The following is a 17,463-nucleotide window of genomic DNA, read 5'->3' as shown; positions in this document are numbered from 1 at the left end:
CGGCCTATTCGGTGAACAGGAAGGTCGGGAACCGCGTCAGCGCCGCCGCCGCGGTGAACGTCGCCGCGGTGACAGGGGCGCCGTCACCGTCCCGGCACTGGCCGTAGAAGGATAGCTGGTCGAAAAGCCGGCCCATCCGCGCCGCCCGTTCGCCCTCGTTCAGATAGGGCGCATGGGTCGAGAGATAGAGCGCCGGGCGCACCGCCTGCAGCCAGGGCAGCAGCTCCGGGATCAGGTCGAATTCCGCGCCTTCCACATCCATCTTGACCAGGCCCACCCCCGACAGATCGACATCGCCGGCAAAGGCGCGCCAGTCGAGCGTGACGACATCGCTGCCGCCGGCCTCTGCGCCCTTCAGCAGGCTGGTCATGCTGTCGCCCGGCTCGCCGCCGAAGCTCGCCATCCGTGCCACCCCGGTGCGGGCGGCCAGCGCCACCGGCAGGGCGGAGACATTGGCCAGACCGTTCAGCTCGATATTCCAGGCCAGATGGCGAAAGGCGGTGGCGTCGGGCTCGAACGCCCAGACATGACGCGCCTTTTTCGCCGCATAGAGCACCGTCGGTCCGATCCAGGCGCCGATATCCAGATAGTCGCGGTCGGCCGCCAGATGGGCATCGAGCACCGCGAAGGTTTCCGGCTCCCAGCGACCGGCACCGGCCCGGCGCCAGAACTTGCTGTGATAGGGATCGAGACGGAAGGGCACCCCGCCCAGGCGGCCCCGATAGGCGCCCCGCGCGCGATAAATCGCCTTGCGCAGCCGTGTCAGCATCCTGCCTGCCTCTCTTCTCGTCCGCCCTCCGCGGCTCGGCTCTTCTTGGCCGGGGGGCGGGGTTTTCCCGTCATGGGCCTTGACCTGCCTGCGGCAGGGCCGCATGTACTTGCGAGGAAACGCAACTTAGAAAGCAGGGGTCCAAGATGGCTTTTGAACTACCCGATCTCCCTTATGCACATGACGCGCTGGCATCCAAGGGCATGTCTGCGGAAACGCTGGAATATCACCACGACCTGCACCACAAGGCCTATGTCGACAACGGCAACAAGCTGATCGCCGGTACCGAGTGGGAAGGCAAATCGGTTGAAGAGATCGTCAAGGGCACCTACCAGGCCGGCGCGGTCGCCCAGAACGGCATCTTCAACAATGCCTCGCAGCACTGGAACCACACCCAGTTCTGGGAAATGATGGGTCCGGGCGGCGCCGCCATGCCGGGCGCGCTGGAAAAGGCGCTGGTCGAGTCCTTCGGCTCGGTCGATGAGTTCAAATCGCAATTCGCCGCCGCCGGTGCCGCGCAGTTCGGTTCCGGCTGGGCTTGGCTGGTGCAGAACGCCGATGGCTCGCTGGCGGTGACCAAGACCGAAAACGGCGTCAATCCGCTGTGCTTCGATCAGACCGCGCTGCTGGGCTGCGATGTGTGGGAGCATTCCTACTACATCGACTTCCGCAACAAGCGTCCGGCCTACCTGACCAACTTCCTGGACAACCTGGTGAACTGGGAAAACGTCGCCGCGCGCCTGAAGTAAGCGCGCCGCGGCAGGGGCCGTGCGCCCCGGCCGAGACGATGACGCCCGGTCCCCGCGACCGGGCGTTTGTCTTTCCGTCGCCGCCCGCTCATCGCGGGAAGCAGGCGCCGGGGCCTGCAGATCCGGGCGGGCCGGTCCCTTCTTCTCTGCCCAAATACTCACCTGTCCGGCATCCGCCCCGGGCGCGGGTTTTGAGATTTGAGGCCTCCGGCGGGAGTATTTCGCCAGAGAAGAAGGGGGCGCGATCAGGCCAGCGCGCCACGCAGCAGGGCGATCGTCTCTTCCGGGCTGTCGGCCCAGCTCAGCAGCGTTTCCAGCGAAGGATCGGCGAAGCCTTCGGCGGTGATCTGTCCGATCAGCGCGCGCAGCGGGTCCCAGTAGCCTTCGGTGTTGAGGATCACGATCGGCTTGTCGTGCAGCCCCAGCTGGCGCCAGGTCAGCACTTCGAACAGCTCGTCCAGCGATCCGGCGCCGCCGGGCAGCACCACCACCGCCTGGGCGTTCATGAACATCACCTTCTTGCGTTCATGCATGGTCTGGGTGACGACATAGCGGGTCAGGTCGTGTTTGCCGACCTCGCGCCGCACCAGATGTTCCGGGATCACGCCGAAGGTATCGCCACCGGCGGCCTGGGCGGCGCGGGCGACTTCCCCCATAAGACCGACATCGCCGGCGCCATAGACCAGTTGCCAGCCCGCCTGTGCCAGCCCGGTGCCCAGACCGCGCGCGGCCTCGGTATAGGCGGGCAACCTGCCCGTGCGTGAGCCACAATAGACACATACGGATTTCGTGGGCATCGCCGGGCCTCTCATTCTCTTGTCATGGGGGTGATTTACGTGTTTTGACCCCTGATAGCCGGATTGCTAGGCTGGCTCAACTCCGCGCAGGGATCTGCGACGCCGCAGCTGGGGAGCGGGCGCACAGGCGATGGCGGCGCGGAGACACGGGGCAGGCCGGCAGTGGGCAACAGCGATGGCTGCGCGCGGGGCGAACGGATGCCTGCGCGCCTCCGACAGACGTGGGGATGGACGGAATGGCGACGGAAACGGGAAGCTGGGGGCTGACGGGCATCCTCGGTCTGGGCGGCGCGGTCGTGGTGGCCGGGGCGGTCGGGCTCTATTACTATGTCAATGTGGCGGGGCAGGGGACGGAGACCGCGCCGGCAGTGATCCAGCCGGCCCCGGTCACCCCGGCGCCCGCGCCGGAGGCCGAAGCTGTGCGCCCGGCAGGGGAGAACACCGCTGCGCCGGCGGCCGAGGCGGCTCCGACGACGCCCCCCAAGACGACCTCCGATACGGTCCCGGCGACCGTCCCCGCGACAGCAGCCGACACGACAGCGGGCACGGCGCCCGCGCCCACGGCAGAGCCTGCGGATGCCACGATGGCTCCGCCACGGTTCGATCTGGTGCGGGTCGAGGCCGATGGCACCGCGGTGATCGCCGGTCAGGCGCTGCCGCAAAGCCGGGTGACGCTGCTGCTCGATGGGGTCGAGCAGGACGGCCTGACCGTCGGACCGGAGGGGGAGTTCGTGCATTTCCTCACCTTGCCGCCCAGCGAGGCGCCACGGGTGCTGCGCCTGAAGGCGGTGCTGGGCGAGGCTGAGGTCTTCTCCGACGACGAGATCATTCTGGCCCCCGTTCTGGCCCCCGTTGCCGCGCCGGTCGTTGCCGAAGCCACCTCCTCAGCGGGGGAGGCGGAAGCGGTTGTGGCGGGGACCCCCGCGGCGACCGGGGACTCACAGGGCCGTGCACCGGCACCCGCGACGGATGCGCCGGTCGCGCCCGCACCTGCGCGCAGCGAAACCGCCATGGCCCCCGCGACCACGGATGTGGGGACGCAGGCGCCCGCGCCGGTGGGGGGGACGCCGGCCCCGGAAGCAACGTCCGCCCCGGCTCCGGTCGCGGTGCTGCGCTCCGATGCCGGGGGGGTGGAGCTGATCCAGCCCGCCTCGGCTCCGCGCCCGGATGCGCTGCAGGCGCTGAGCCTCGATCTGATCGGCTACAGCGCCGAGGGGGAGGTGACCCTCTCCGGCCGTGCCGGTGGGCAGGCGCTGGTCCGGGTCTATCTGGACAATCGCGCGGTCGAGGACCTGCAGGCGGCGGGCGATGGGCGCTGGTCCGGCAACCTCACCGGCATCGCGCCGGGGGTCTATACGCTGCGGCTCGATGAGCTGGACGATACCGGCGCGGTGGTCAGCCGGCTGGAGACCCCGTTCAAGCGCGAGGCGCCCGAGGCGCTGGCCGCGGCCCCGGGGCCGGCCGCCGGCGCGGCTGAGGTGCCGCCGGTGCGGGCGGTCACGGTGCAGAAGGGCGACACCCTCTGGGCGATCTCCCGGGCGCGCTATGGCGAAGGGGTGCTCTATGTCCGGGTGTTCGAGGCCAACCGCGACCGTATCCGCAATCCCGACCTGATCTACCCCGGACAGGTCTTCTCGATCCCGGAGTAGCGCGCCCGTTCCTGCGTGCGGTTCAGGGGGCAGGCCGGGACCGTGCCCGCGGGGTGGTCCACAGGTGGGCGTATCGGGGCAGAGATGATCCCGGGGCCAGGCAGGAAGGTCGCGGGCTCTGGTCATTTTGCCGGCGCCGCCCTATGTGGGGGCGCAGGCAAGGAAGACGCATGACCCAACCGACCGATATCCCCGCCCAGGCCGAACGCGCGTCCGGCTGGCGCACCATCCGAAAAGTCGCCCCCGATCTCTGGCCCCGGGAACAGCCCTGGGTCAAACGCCGTGTCGTTCTGGCGATGCTGGCGCTGGTGGCCTCCAAGCTGATCGCCGTCTACACCCCGATCCTATACAAGGAGGCGGTGGACGCGCTGGCCAAGGAGGGGGTTCCCACCATCGCACTGGGGGCGGTCGGGCTGACCGTGGCCTATGGGGTGGCGCGGATCTTCAACACCGGGCTGCAGCAACTGCGCGACGCCATCTTCGCCCCGGTGGCGCAGCGGGCGCTGCGGCGGCTGGCGCTGGAGACCTTCACCCATATTCACCGCCTGTCGATGCGCTATCACATCAGCCGCAAGACCGGCGGGCTGAGCCGGATCATCGAACGGGGGGTGAAGGGCGTCGAATTCCTGCTGCGGTTCCTGCTGTTCAGCGTCGGGCCGCTGATCCTGGAGCTGACGCTGGTTGCCGTCATCCTGACGGTGCTGTTCGACGCCTGGTATCTGCTGATCGTGGCGGTGACCATCGCGCTGTATGTCTGGTTCACCTTCAAGGTCACCGAATGGCGGGTGCAGCTGCGCCGCGAGATGAACGATCAGGACACCGATGCCAACCAGAAGGCGATCGACAGCCTGCTGAACTATGAGACAGTGAAATACTTCGGGGCCGAGGACCGCGAGGCGGCGCGCTATGACGTGGCGATGCGGGGCTATGAGCGGGCGGCGCTGAAGACCGCCTATTCGCTGGCCTTCCTGAACTTCGGTCAGAGTCTGCTGATCACGCTGGGGCTGATCGGGGTGATGGTGCTTGCCGCGATCGGGGTGCAGAACGGCACGCTGACGGTGGGCGATTTCGTCATGGTCAACGCCTATATGATCCAGATCACCATCCCGCTGAACTTCCTCGGCACCGTCTATCGCGAGATCCGCCAGGCGCTGGTCGACATGGGCGAGATGTTCGATCTGCTGGAGCAGCCGCAGGAGGTCAGCGACAAGCCGGGCGCCCCGGCGCTGAAGATCACCGGTGGCCGGGTCGAGCTGGACGACGTGCGGTTCTCCTACAACCCCGACCGCGAGATCCTGAAGGGCGTGAGCCTTGCCGCGCCCGCGGGGCAGAGCGTGGCCATCGTCGGCGCCACCGGCTCGGGCAAATCCACCATCGGCCGGTTGCTGTTCCGCTTCTACGACGTCACGGGCGGCGCCATCCGGATCGACGGTCAGGACATCCGCGATGTGACCCAGGAAAGCCTGCATGCGGTCATTGGCGTGGTGCCGCAGGACACGGTGCTCTTCAACGATACCATCCGCTATAACATCGCCTACGGTCGCGACGGGGTCAGCACGGAAGAGATCGAGGATGCCGCCCGCGCGGCCCAGATCCACGATTTCATCAGCTCGCTCCCCGACGGCTACGACACCCAGGTGGGCGAACGCGGCCTGAAGCTGTCGGGCGGCGAAAAGCAGCGTGTCGGCATCGCCCGGACGCTGCTGAAGAACCCGCCGATCCTGCTGCTGGACGAGGCGACCTCGGCGCTCGACAGCCATACCGAGCAGGAGATCAAGGGCGCGCTGGCCCGCGCCGGCGAGGGGCGCACGGTGATCACCATCGCCCACCGGCTCTCCACCATCGCCGAGGCCGACTGTATCGTCGTGCTGAACGCCGGCGAGGTGGTCGAACAGGGCACCCATGCCGATCTGTTGGCGCGCGGCGGGCGCTATGCGACGCTGTGGCGCCGCCAGCAGTCCGACAGCGACGCGGCCTGAGCTTTCCGCCCCCGCCGCGCCGATCGGGGTCTGCGGCGGGGGCGAACCCAGATAACTTCCGATTTTTGCCATGATGCCGTCCCGATTGTCCGTAGGGTCGGGCCCGGGGACGCCTGCGGGCGTCGGGTGCCGGTGACAGGAGCGTAAATGGGCAGGCGTGTTGGATTGGCGCTGGGGATCGTGATGGCCGAATTTGTGGCGGTCATCCTGGTGTTCCAGGTTTTCACCTCTTTCGAATGCCGGCAGACCGGCGTGGAGCTGGCCTGCCGGGCGCTGCGCGGCGGGGCGCTCAGGGGGCTGTCCGCGGTGGCGGCCATGACGCTGCTGCTGGCGCTGCGGCCCGGGCTGCGCCGGGCGCTCGGCGATCTGGCGGCGCGGCTGCCGGGGCGCCGTCTGTGGATCGGGGTGCATCTGGCCGGGCTGGTGCTGATCTTCCTGCCCTGGCTGATCTCGGACGCGCAGGTCCGGCGCGGCGATTTCGCCGGCTTCCTGGTGCTGCTGATCTTCGGCACCGCGGTGGCGGCTCTGGGCGGGCTGCTGTGGTTGATGCAGGCCGGGGCCTGGCGGGCGTGGCTGCGTCAGGGCGGCGCCGGGCTGGTGCTGCTGGCGGCGCTGGCCGGGCTGATCCCCGATCTGGCCGAGGTCCTGGGCACCGCCTGGAGCATCGAGCGGCTGCAGATTTCCACCTTCTATGCGGTGGCGGTGATGCTGTCGCTGGCCGGACAGCAGGTGTTTCTGCATCTGGGGCCGCCGACCATCGGCACCGAGACCTTTCAGGTCGAGGTGTCCGCCGCCTGTTCGGGGATCGAGGGCTTCGCGCTGATCTTCGGCTTCATGGTGCTCTACGCGCTGCTGATGCGCGGGATGCTGCGGCCGGGGCGCTATTGGCTGATCGTCTTGCCGCTGGCGTTGCTGGCCAGCTGGGTGTTCAACGGCGTGCGGATCGCGGTGCTGATCCTGCTGGGCACCTATGTCTCGCCGGAACTGGCGGTCAACGGGTTCCACAGCTTCGCCGGCTGGCTGTTCTTCACCCTGCTGGCGCTGGCGGTGCTGGCGGTGGTGCAGAACCTGCGCTGGCTGCAGCGCGGCAGTGGCGGCGCCGCACCGGAGGTGGCGACCGAGGCGCCGCAGACCGCCGCGCCGCTGCCGCTGACGCAGGACTGGACGGTGGCTAGCATCGTGCCCTTCATCATCTTCATGTGCTCCGGGCTGGTGGTGAACAGCTTCTGGCAGGCCCCGGCGCTGGGATTCCCGCTGCAGGCGGCGATGATGGCCGCGGCGCTCTGGGTGTTTCGCAAACCGTTCCTGCGGCTGGACTGGCGGCTCGACCCGGTGGCGCTGGCGGCCGGGGCGCTGGTCGGGTTGGCCTGGGTGGCATTGGCAGAGCGCGGGGCGCAGCCGCTGGCCGGGCTGGAGACGCTGGGGGCGGCGGCGCTGCTGATCTGGGCGGCGGTGCGGGTGCTGGGCACCTCGCTGCTGGTGCCGCTGATCGAGGAGGCCTTCTTTCGCGGCTATCTGCTGGCGCGGCTCGACACCGGTGGCTGGCCGATGCGGCTGGCGGCGATCCTGGTGTCGACGGCGGCCTTCGCGTTGTTGCACGGGCGGATCGTCGAGGCCGGCGCGGCGGGGATCGTCTTTGCGCTGGTGATGCTGCGGCGGAACCGTCTGGCCGATGCCATCGTCGCGCACGCGGTGGCAAATGCAACAGTCGCCGCTGCAGCGGTGCTGAGCGGCGACTGGTCTTTGATCTGATCTGAGAGCCGATCGTATCGGGCAGGCTGGCTTCTGCGGGTCCGTCCGGGCGGTCGGCGCCGGGGTCAGGCGCGGCGGCGCTTGAGTTCCCAGGACAGGATCAGGGCGGCGCCGATGGCGGCGACGGCCAGCAGGCTGGTCGAGGCGTCGATTTCCGGCACTTGCGAGCTGGAGCCCGAGCCGCTGTCGCCCCAGCACCAGTCCCAGAAGGAACCGAAGGTGCCGGCCGAGGTCTGGGCTGAAGCACTCAACGTGCTGGCGAAGAGCGCGGGGACGGAGGCGGTGGCAATGATGAGTTTACGCATAAAAGATACTCCCAGTTGATCCGTCTTCAGATGTGGCAGACCGGGAAAATTTTAGCAAAAATTAACAACATATTGGCGGATACCCGGAACCAATACCGCAGGTTGATTTCTCATTGTTCCCGGTTGGGGAAAGATAACCCTCCGGTTGCAGGGGTAGATGCTCAGGAAGGGGGCATCCGGCGGTTGCCGGCGGTGGCGACCGATTCGGTTCTGGCGAATCGCGATGGGGGATTCTGGCTGTGGTTGTCCCCGGGCCACCGGGGCGGTCCGGGGCACGGATGGCGGTTCAGCTGGCCGCGCTGGCGGTCGGAGGAGCGGACGGGGCCGTCACCGGGGGATCGCTCTCCGCGCTCTCGGGCGGGGTGTCTGCGTCCTGATCCCAGATGATCTCGGTCGATTTCAGCCGCCGGACCGCGCGGTGCAGCTGCATGTCCCGGGCGATCCGGCTGCCGCGACCGGCGCCCAGCCGCGCCAGCAGCTGCAGCCCCCAGCCCAGATAGCTGCCGATCCAGACCCGGATCGCCAGCAGCGACGGGGTCACGATCAGGGTCAGCACGGTTGCGATGCCGAGACCGAAGACCACGGCGGTGGCCAGCTGCTTCCACCAAAGCGCGGTGGGGCTGTCGATCGAATAGCCGCCGCCGATGAAATCGAGGCTGAGGCCGAACATCATCGGCGTCAGCCCCGCCATGGTGGTGATCGTGGTCAGCAGCACCGGGCGGATCCGCGCCTCGGCGGTGCGGACGATGGCTTCGATCCGGGGCATGTACTGGCTGAATTCCTGATAGGTGTCGATCAGCACGATATTGTTGTTCACGACGATCCCGGCCAGCGCCACGATGCCGGTGCCGGTCATGATGATCGAGAAGGGCTGCTGCATCACCATCATGCCGATCAGCACGCCGGTGGTCGACAGGATCACCGCCAGCAGCACCAGGACCGAGTTGTAGAAGCTGTTGAACTGCGCCAGCAGGATCACGAACATCAGCCCCAGCGCCGCCAGGAACGCCTTCATCAGGAAGTCCTGGCTTTCCGACTGGTCCTCCTGATCGCCGGTCCATTCCCAGCTGACGCTGGCGGGGAAGGGGGCGGTGTCCAGCCAGTCGGTCAGCATGGCGATCCGTTCGTTGACATTGATCGGGGCGAAGTGCGCCCCCGCCGCCACCGCCTGTTCCAGCGCCGTGACATCCGCCGCCGCGCCCAGCTGCACCAGTTCATAGCGGCTGCCGTCCGCTGCCTCGATCACCGCGCCGCCGGTCGACAGGCCGCCGCCCAGCTGGTGCAGGGTGGCCAGGGTGACCTCGTCGCTGCTGCCGTCCGGAGCCGGCCCGACCATCTTGTAGAGCCCGGACTGAACATCGGCCTTGACGTCGAAATAGCGCTGCTGATCGACCCGGCTGATTGTGGCGAGCTTGGCCACCGGTTCACGGGTGACGAAGTTGGACAGCGGCACCAGCCCGTCGGCGGTGCGCAGCTTCAGCGTGTCCAGCGTGCTCAGCACCCGGTCCCGGCGCGGCAGGCGCACGCGGATCTCGATCTCGTCGTCGGAACTGTCGACCCGCATGGTGTCCAGCAGGATGCCGCGGGTGACCAGCTGCACCATGGCGCCCACGGTGGCGACGTCGGCACCGAAGCGGCCGGCCTTCTCCACGTCGACGTCGACCTGCCAGTCGATGCCGGGCAGGGGCAGGGTATCCTCGGTCTTGATCAGCCCGGCGGTGTCGTCGAACCGCTGGCGGGCGTATTCGGTCGCCGCGGTCAGCTCGTCCCAGTTGTCGCCCTTCAGCCGCAGGTGGATCGGCTTGGCAGAGGCCGGGCCACGGCCCAGCGGCACCACCTCGGTCTCGAAGCCGGGCAGCTTGGCCAGTTCGGCGCTGAGCTGGTCCAGAACGAAATCGCCGTCATATTCGGGAACCGTCATCTCCCGCTCCAGACGGCCGCCCAGCCAGGGTTGCAGGGCACGCGGACGGTCTTCCCAGGGAATGATCTCGAACTGGATCTGGCCGACAGTATCGGCCGGCAACTGGGCGCCGCCGGTGTTCTGGTTCAGCCCGCCGTCGCCGGCGAAGGAGAAGACGTTGATCACCGCCGGATGCGCCTGCACCACCTGTTCGGCCTGACGCACCATCGCGTCGGTTTCCGCCAGAGAGATATTGCCGCGGGCACGGACATAGACGGTGGCCTGTTCGGGTTCGGATTCGACGAAGAACTCCACCCCCCGGGAATTGGCCGGGAACAGGATGGCGGTGACATAGAAGACCCCGGCAAAGACCGCGGCCACCGCCACCAGCGGCATCACCGGGTTGCCGGCGATCAGATAGATCACCCAGCCGAAGACGGAATAGCGCCGATCGGCCCCGACCGGGCGCGGGGCGCGTTCGATCCGGGCGGCGCTGAGGGTGATGGAGCCGGCGACGCCGGCCAGCAGGAACAGGATCCCGCCCAGCAGCGAGCCGGTGACCGCAGAGATCGGCACCGCCGCGGGGATCAGGTAATGCGGGTTCAGCACCTGCATTGCCGCCGCGAACATCGCATAGAGCGCGATGGGCACCAGGATCGCGCGCAGCACCCAGGGCGTCCGCGCCCGAAGCGCGTCAGAGATATGGCTGAAGCCGCGCGACATCCGCCCGGTAACGCCCCCCATCACCGGCAGGTAGACCAGCGCCACCACCAGCGAGGCGGAGAGCACGAAGATCAGCGTCACCGGCAGCATGCCCATGAATTCGCCGGGCACCCCGGGCCAGAACAGCATCGGCAGGAAAGCGCAGAGCGTCGTCGCGGTGGAGCTGATGATCGGCCAGAACATCCGTTGCGCCGCCTCGACATAGGCATGCATCGGGCCGGAGCCCTCGGAGATCCGCTTGTCGGCGTATTCCACCACCACGATGGCGCCGTCGACCAGCATGCCCACCGCCAGGATCAGGCCGAACATCACGATATTGGAAATCGCCACGTCCATCGCCGCCAGCAGCGCAAAGCAGAGCAGGAAGGAGGTGGGGATCGCGAAGCCCACCAGCAGCGCCGCCCGGCTGCCGAGCGAGGCCAGAACCACGATCATCACCAGCGCGATGGCGGTCAGCACCGAGCCTTCGAGCTGGTTGACCATGGAACCGACGACACGGCTCTGGTCGTTCGAGGTGCCGACCTGGATCGCCGCCTGCAGTTCGGGCGGCCATTTGGCGCGCGCCTTCTCCAGCGTTTCCTTCACCTGGTCGACGGTGTCGATCAGGTTGTACCCGCGCCGCTTGACCACCTGCAGTGCGACGGTGTTTTCACCGTTGAAACGGGCGGTGCCGACGCGATCCTCGAAGGTGTAGTTGATCTGCGCCAGCTCGCCCAGCGTCACCACCCGGTCGCCGTTGGTCTTGACCGGCAGGTTGTAGACGTCCTGCGGGCTGTCGAAGGAGGAGGGGATCTTGACCGAAAATGTGCCTTGATCGGTTTCGACCTCACCGGCGGCGATCAGCTGGTTGTTGTTCTGCACCACATTGACCAGCTCGGCGGCGGTGACGTTGTAGGATTCCAGCCGCAGCGGGTCGATGACGACTTCCAGCAGCTCGTCGCGGTTGCCGGCGATCCCGGCCTCCAGCACCGCGTCCAGCGATTCCAGATCGTCCTGCAACTGCTTGGCGACCCGCGCCATGGTGCGCTCCGGCACCGCGCCGGTCAGGTTGACGATGACGATGGGAAATTCCGAGAAGTTGAACTCGGCGATGGTATATTGCTCCGCCCCTTCGGGAAATTCCGCCTGAGCGGCATTCATCGCGTCGCGCACATCGGCGGTGGTGGCGGTCTTGTCCCAGCCGAATTCGAACTCCAGCGCCACCCCGGCATAGCCTTCGGCGGCGGTAGCGCTCATCTTGTCGAGCCCGTCGATATCGGCCAGCTCGGTCTCCATCGGCTTGACCAGCAGTTTTTCGGCATCCTCGGCCGAGATGCCGGGGAATTGCACCCAGACGAAGAGCGCCGGGATCTCGATATCGGGCTCGCCCTCCTTGGGCAGCGAGACATAGGCATAGCCGCCGACCAGAAGCGAGATCGCGATGAAGGCCAGGACCATCCGGGCCCGGGCGGCGGCCCAGTCGACCAGCCTGGTCATTGCGAGACCTCGCGATAGCTCGGGATCACGGCGACGCCGGCGGTGACGAAATCCTGTCCGACGACGATCACATCGGCGCGTTCGCCCAGGCCGCCGACCCAGACGCCGTCGGCCTCGTCGCGCAGCACCTCGACCGGGCGGAAGCCGACCAGATTGTCGGGCTCCACCACCCGCACACCCAGCCGTCCTTCGTTGTTCAGGGTCAGTGCCGACTGCGGCAGCTTGTGGGCAGTCGCCCCCTCGGCGGCGATGGCGATGCTGGCGGTCTGACCGTCGCGGATACTCAGGTCGGGGTTGGGCACGGTGATTTCCACCTCGAAGGTACGGGTGGTCTGATCCGCAGATCGGCTGAGAAAGCTGACCGCGCCGCGGATCTCCTCGCCGGTGGCCAGCACCGCCTGCGCCGGGGCACTGAGGGTCACGCGGGCGACCTCGGTTTCGGGCACATAGCCGACCACCTTGATGGGATCGAGCTGGATGACCTGGGCGCAGGGGCTGCCGGGCTGCATCAGGCTGCCGAGTTCGGCGGCGTCGGATTCCAGAAGCCCGGCGAAGGGCGCGGTGATCGTCAGCTGGGTGATCTCGCGCTCGGCGGCGGCGACGGCGGATTGCGCCGCCTCGATCCCGGCCTGGGCGGCCTCCACCCCGGCCTCGGCCGAGGCGATGGCGGCCTCGGCGGAGCGGACGGCGGCGGCGCGTGCCAGCAGCGTGGTCTGGGCGGTGAAGCCGCCCTGGCTAAGCTTTTCGGCGGCGGTGTAGTTGATCTGCGCCTCATCGAGGACGGCGTGCGCCTCCTCCTGCCGGGCCTGCGCCTCGGGGACATAGGCGCGCGCCTCGGCCAGCGCGGCGCGGGCCTGCGCCAGCGTCGCCTGGCGGGTGCCGGGGTCCAGCTTGCACAGGACGTCGCCGGCGGCGACGAAGGTGCCTTTGCGGCGGGGTTCGGAGAACACCGCGCCGGTGATTTCGGCCTGCACCTCGACCTGGCGGGCGGCGCGGGTCTCGCCGCGCAGCACGACGGCGCTGTCGATGGTGCGGGCGACGGAGCGCAGCACCACGACCCGCATCGCCTTGCGTTCCTCCTCCCCCGCCGCGACGGCTTGGGGCGCTGCTTCCGTTGGGGCGGTCTCGGCCGTCGCTTCGGATGCCGTGGGCGCGGTGTCGCGGGCGAAGGCCAGAAGCGCGTCGCGCTTGAAGACCAGCAGGAACAGGGTGGCGGTCACCAGCAGCGCGGTCAGAAACGGGATCGGTCGCATGAAAAACTCGAAAATCTCTTGAAAGTGTCGGGCCGGGGCCGCGAAAGCGAAGGGGATAGCAGAGGTTTCGGCATTTCCATAACATCTGTCCAGCTTGGACAGTCAATCATCCTTGATTTTTGTTCAACCGTGTCGCGCAGGTCTCCGCCGGGGGAATTTTGCCCCGGCCGGAGCCCTTGGCTTGGCGCGGGATCGGGGGTAAGAGGAGGAAATTCCGCCGCTGCCCGGGCAGCGTGGGGAGAGTTCAAGCGGCAGCGTCGCGGGCACAGGTCCGGCGGGTGCCATGGCAGGAAGGGCGGGGGCGAAGGATGAGCGACGCCGACAGTTTCATCGACGAGGTCACTGACGAGGTCCGCCGCGACCGTCTGTTCGCGCTGCTGCGCCGCTATGGCTGGATCGCCATCGTGGTGATTGTCGCCGTGGTGGGCGGCGCCAGCTACAACGAATACCGCAAGGCACAGCAAACCGCCGCGGCGGAGGCTCTGGGCGACCAGATGCTGGCGGCGATGGATGCCGATGCGCCGGCCGACCGGGCCGAGGCGCTGGCCGGGATCAGCCCGACATCCGCCGGTGGCGGCGCCGTGCTGGATTTCCTGACCGCCGCTGCGCGGGCAGAGGCCGGTGATACCGAGGCTGCCGTCGCCGCGCTGGAAGAAATCGCCCGCAACGGCGATCTGGAACCGATCTACCGCGATATCGCCGGCTTCAAGGCGCTGGTGCTGCAGGCCGATACGTTGGAGGCGTCGGACCGCCGTCAGCGGTTCGAGGCGCTGGCCCGTCCCGGCGGGGCGCTGCGGCTGCTGGCCGAGGAGCAACTGGCCCTGATCGATGTCTCCGAAGGCCAGACCGAGGCCGCGCTTGACCGGTTGCAGCAGATCCTGCAGGACGCGGAGGCCAATACAACCTTGCGGCAGCGCGTGTCTCAGGTCATCGTGGCGCTCGGCGGTACGCCGGCGACGGTGTCCGGGGTGCAGCAGGGCTGATCAGACAGACCGGATCGCGTGCCCGCGGGCGGGCGGCCGGTACTTGGAACTACGAACGAAACGACAGGCAGAGCATCAGGCACCTTCCCATGACCGCAGCGTTTTCCCTTTCGCGTACCGGGCTGGCCCTTGTCGGCGGCACGGTTCTGTTGCTCTCCGCCTGCGCCGAGCAGGAGGTGATCCTTCCCGGCGAGCGGGAGCCGATCTACGCCGAGGAGACGCTGGCAGCCGAGACCCCGGCGAATGAGAGCCGCGTGATCCGGCTGCCGTCCCAGACCAGCAACAGCGCCTGGACGCAGGGGCAGGGCACCCCGTCCTATCGGGTCAGCAATCCGGCGCTGTCGAGCGCGCCCAGCCTGCTGTGGACGGCGCCGATCGGCGAAGGGGACGCGCTGCGCCAGCGCATCACCGCGCAGCCGGTGATCGCCAACGGCCTGATCTATACGCTCGATTCCTCTGCTCGCGTCACCGCCGTCACCACCGGCGGCGCCGTCGCCTGGAGCACCGATCTGGTGCCGGCGACCGACTCCGACGGACAGGCCACCGGCGGTGGGCTCGCCTATCACGAAGGCACGCTCTATGTCTCCTCCGGCTATGGCCGGCTGACGGCGCTGGATGCCGCCACCGGCAAACAGCGCTGGCAGCAGCGGCTGGACGCCACCGGATCGGGACAGCCGACGGTCTACGGCGGTCTGGTCTATCTGGTGGCCGGCGACGATACCGGCTGGGCGGTCGACACCAAGGACGGCCGCATCGTCTGGCAGGTCTCGGCCACGCCGAGCATCACCAATGTGCTGGGTGCCCCGGCGCCGGCGGTGAATCAGGAACTGGCGATCTTCGCCTTCGGCTCGGGCGACCTGATGGCGACCTTCCGCCGCGGCGGTCTGCGCCGCTGGTATGCGTCGGTCGCCGGCAAGCGCAAGGGCCGCGCCCGCACCATGATCATGGACGTCACCGGCAGCCCGGTGATCGATGGCGGCCGGGTCTATGCCGGCAACCAGTCGGGCCGCACCGTGGCCTATGATATCGACACCGGCGACCGGCTGTGGACCGCACGCGAAGGCGCCCTGGGGCCGGTGGTGCCGGCCGGCGGCAGCGTCTTCCTGATCAGCGACCAGAACAAGCTGGTGCGGCTCGACTCCCGAGACGGCACAATCATCTGGACCAACGATCTGAACGACTATGTGCGTGACACCTCGCGCAAGCGGGGCGCGGTCTATGCCAACTATGGCCCGATCCTGGCCGGCAACCGCATCGTGGTCGCCTCCAGCGACGGCTATGTCCATTTCTTCGATCCCAAGAGCGGCGGCTGGCTCTCCTCGCTCGAGGTGCCGGGCGGCGCCACCACCGCGCCGTCGGTGGCGGGCGGCACACTTTATGTGGTCAGCCGCGCGGGCCTACTCTACGCTTTCCGTTGACGCGCGGATGCGCTAAAGGGCGCATTCAGGTTTTCGAAAGTTCGTACGCATGAGTTTCACCCTCGCCATCGTGGGCCGGCCGAATGTCGGCAAGTCCACATTGTTCAACCGTCTGGTCGGCAAGCGGCTGGCGCTGGTCGATGATCAGCCCGGCGTGACGCGCGACCTGCGCGAGGGCGAGGCGCGGTTGGGCGATCTGCGCTTTACGGTGATCGACACCGCCGGGCTGGAGGACGCTACCGACGACAGCCTGCAGGGCCGGATGCGGCGCCTGACCGAACGTGCCGTCGACATGGCCGATGTCTGCCTGTTCATGGTCGACGCCCGGGCCGGGGTGACGCCGACCGACGAGGTCTTTGCCGAGATCCTGCGCAAACGATCGGCGCATGTGATCTTGGCCGCCAACAAGGCCGAGGGATCGGCAGCCGATGCCGGGGTGATCGAGGCCTACGGGCTGGGGCTGGGCGAGCCGATTCGTCTGTCCGGCGAACATGGCGAGGGGCTGAACGACCTCTATTCCCAGCTGATGCCGATCGCCGATGACTTCGCCGAGCGGGCGGCCGAACACGCGCCCGAGACCGAGGTGACGGTCGATGACGAGGCCGATTTCGATGAGGACGGCGAAGAGATCGCCGGTGCGCCGGCGCCCACTGCGGCTAAACCGCTGCAGGTGGCGGTGGTCGGTCGCCCCAATGCCGGCAAGTCGACGCTGATCAACAAGATCCTGGGCGAGGACAGGCTGCTGACCGGGCCGGAGGCCGGGATCACCCGCGACGCAATTTCCCTGCGCATCGACTGGGATGGCACACCGATGCGGATCTTCGACACCGCCGGCATGCGCAAGAAGGCCAAGGTGCAGGAGAAGCTGGAGAAGCTCTCTGTCTCGGACGGGCTGCGGGCGGTGAAATTCGCCGAGGTCGTGGTGGTGCTGCTGGATGCGGCGATCCCCTTCGAGCAGCAGGACCTGCGGATTGCCGATCTGGCCGAGCGCGAGGGTCGCGCCGTGGTGGTCGCGGTCAACAAATGGGATATCGAGGATCAGAAGCAGGAAAAGCTGCGCGATCTGAAAGAGGCCTTCGAACGGCTGCTGCCGCAACTGCGCGGGGCGCCACTGGTCACCGTCTCGGCCAAGACCGGGCGCGGACTCGACCGGCTGCACGATGCGATCCTGCGCGCCTATGACGTCTGGAACCGCCGGGTTTCGACGGCGCGGCTGAACCGCTGGCTGACTGGCATGCTGGAGCAGCACCCGCCGCCCGCGCCGCAGGGCAAGCGGATCAAGCTGCGCTACATGACCCAGGCCAAGACCCGGCCGCCGGGTTTCGTGGTGATGTGCAGCCATCCCGACAAGATGCCCGACAGCTACAGCCGTTATCTGGTCAACGGGCTGCGGCAGGATTTCGACATGCCGGGCACGCCGATCCGGCTGACGCTGCGCAGCCAGAGCGACAAGAACCCCTATAAGGGCCGCAAGAAATCTGGGCCGAGCGCGCTGAGAAAGCACCTGAAGTAATCGTTCCCGTTTCTAAGTCAGAAGGGGCGTGCCAGATCTCGGGTGGGCGCCCCCCTGCTTTGGCAGGGGCGAGACATCGGCGCTCTGTCGCCTTTTGTTTCGGTGCCGAACGTCTGCAGGACGCCCACCCGCGGGGAGGGCCGGGCGAGAGGTGAAAAGCCGGGGTAATCCCCCGGGCAGCTCCGCGCGTGCCCCGG

General features: G+C 68.0%; 12 protein-coding genes. 7 read left to right on the top strand and 5 right to left on the bottom strand.

The genetic code is table 11. The features are described from left to right. Nucleotides 1-4 precede the first annotated feature (4 nt). The gene (locus QO033_RS22840; RefSeq protein ID WP_284483176.1) at nucleotides 5-769 is read right to left on the bottom strand and encodes an FkbM family methyltransferase; all 765 of its coding nucleotides are present in this window, start codon (nucleotides 767-769) and stop codon (nucleotides 5-7) included. Between the two features lie 146 nt (nucleotides 770-915). On the opposite strand from QO033_RS22840, the gene QO033_RS22835 reads away from it, so the two are divergent. Next, nucleotides 916-1,518 carry a superoxide dismutase gene (locus tag QO033_RS22835; RefSeq protein WP_284483175.1) on the top strand — a complete coding sequence of 201 codons (603 nt, stop codon included), beginning with the start codon at nucleotides 916-918 and terminating at the stop codon, nucleotides 1,516-1,518. Between the two features lie 245 nt (nucleotides 1,519-1,763). Here the strand turns inward: QO033_RS22835 and QO033_RS22830 are convergent, their stop codons facing one another. Next, nucleotides 1,764-2,315, bottom strand: coding sequence for an LOG family protein (locus tag QO033_RS22830; RefSeq protein WP_284483174.1), 552 nt, complete (start codon nucleotides 2,313-2,315; stop codon nucleotides 1,764-1,766). 236 nt (nucleotides 2,316-2,551) lie between these two features. Between QO033_RS22830 and QO033_RS22825 the strand changes: the two genes are divergently transcribed. The 3 genes from QO033_RS22825 (at nucleotide 2,552) to xrtE (ending at nucleotide 7,695) form a co-directional block, all read left to right on the top strand. Next, nucleotides 2,552-3,964 (top strand): LysM peptidoglycan-binding domain-containing protein, encoded by a 1,413-nt coding sequence (locus tag QO033_RS22825; RefSeq protein WP_284483173.1) that lies wholly within the window; start codon nucleotides 2,552-2,554, stop codon nucleotides 3,962-3,964. A gap of 170 nt (nucleotides 3,965-4,134) precedes the next feature. Beyond that, entirely contained in the window at nucleotides 4,135-5,943 is a 1,809-nt protein-coding gene (locus tag QO033_RS22820) for an ABCB family ABC transporter ATP-binding protein/permease (RefSeq protein ID WP_284483172.1), read from the top strand. 147 nt (nucleotides 5,944-6,090) lie between these two features. After that, the gene (gene xrtE / locus QO033_RS22815) at nucleotides 6,091-7,695 is read left to right on the top strand and encodes an exosortase E/protease, VPEID-CTERM system (protein ID WP_284483171.1); all 1,605 of its coding nucleotides are present in this window, start codon (nucleotides 6,091-6,093) and stop codon (nucleotides 7,693-7,695) included. 65 nt (nucleotides 7,696-7,760) lie between these two features. Here xrtE and QO033_RS22810 read toward each other — a convergent pair whose 3' ends face one another. From QO033_RS22810 to QO033_RS22800, 3 genes are all read right to left on the bottom strand, one after another. Beyond that, entirely contained in the window at nucleotides 7,761-8,000 is a 240-nt protein-coding gene (locus tag QO033_RS22810; RefSeq protein WP_284483170.1) for a VPEID-CTERM sorting domain-containing protein, read from the bottom strand. 286 nt (nucleotides 8,001-8,286) lie between these two features. Next, nucleotides 8,287-12,099, bottom strand: a complete 3,813-nt coding sequence (locus tag QO033_RS22805) for an efflux RND transporter permease subunit (protein WP_284483169.1) — start codon at nucleotides 12,097-12,099, stop codon at nucleotides 8,287-8,289. Next, nucleotides 12,096-13,352 carry an efflux RND transporter periplasmic adaptor subunit gene (locus tag QO033_RS22800; protein ID WP_284483168.1) on the bottom strand — a complete coding sequence of 419 codons (1,257 nt, stop codon included), beginning with the start codon at nucleotides 13,350-13,352 and terminating at the stop codon, nucleotides 12,096-12,098. The genes QO033_RS22805 and QO033_RS22800 overlap by 4 nt, the downstream gene beginning before the upstream one ends. Nucleotides 13,353-13,660: 308 nt before the next feature. Between QO033_RS22800 and QO033_RS22795 the strand changes: the two genes are divergently transcribed. From QO033_RS22795 to der, 3 genes are all read left to right on the top strand, one after another. Beyond that, a complete protein-coding gene (locus tag QO033_RS22795) occupies nucleotides 13,661-14,335 on the top strand; it encodes a tetratricopeptide repeat protein (protein WP_284483167.1) in 675 nt (224 codons plus the stop codon). Between the two features lie 89 nt (nucleotides 14,336-14,424). Then, nucleotides 14,425-15,753: a PQQ-binding-like beta-propeller repeat protein gene (locus tag QO033_RS22790; RefSeq protein WP_284483166.1), complete on the top strand. Its 1,329-nt coding sequence runs from the start codon at nucleotides 14,425-14,427 to the stop codon at nucleotides 15,751-15,753. A 49-nt stretch (nucleotides 15,754-15,802) separates the two neighbouring features. Beyond that, nucleotides 15,803-17,266 carry a ribosome biogenesis GTPase Der gene (gene der, locus QO033_RS22785; protein WP_284483165.1) on the top strand — a complete coding sequence of 488 codons (1,464 nt, stop codon included), beginning with the start codon at nucleotides 15,803-15,805 and terminating at the stop codon, nucleotides 17,264-17,266. The last annotated feature ends 197 nt before the right edge of the window (nucleotides 17,267-17,463 follow it).

Source organism: Pseudodonghicola flavimaris, from assembly GCF_030164425.1.
GTDB lineage: Bacteria > Pseudomonadota > Alphaproteobacteria > Rhodobacterales > Rhodobacteraceae > Pseudodonghicola > Pseudodonghicola flavimaris.
The sequence above is the reverse complement of the archived record's forward strand: the minus strand, read 5'-3'. Positions and strand labels throughout refer to the sequence as shown.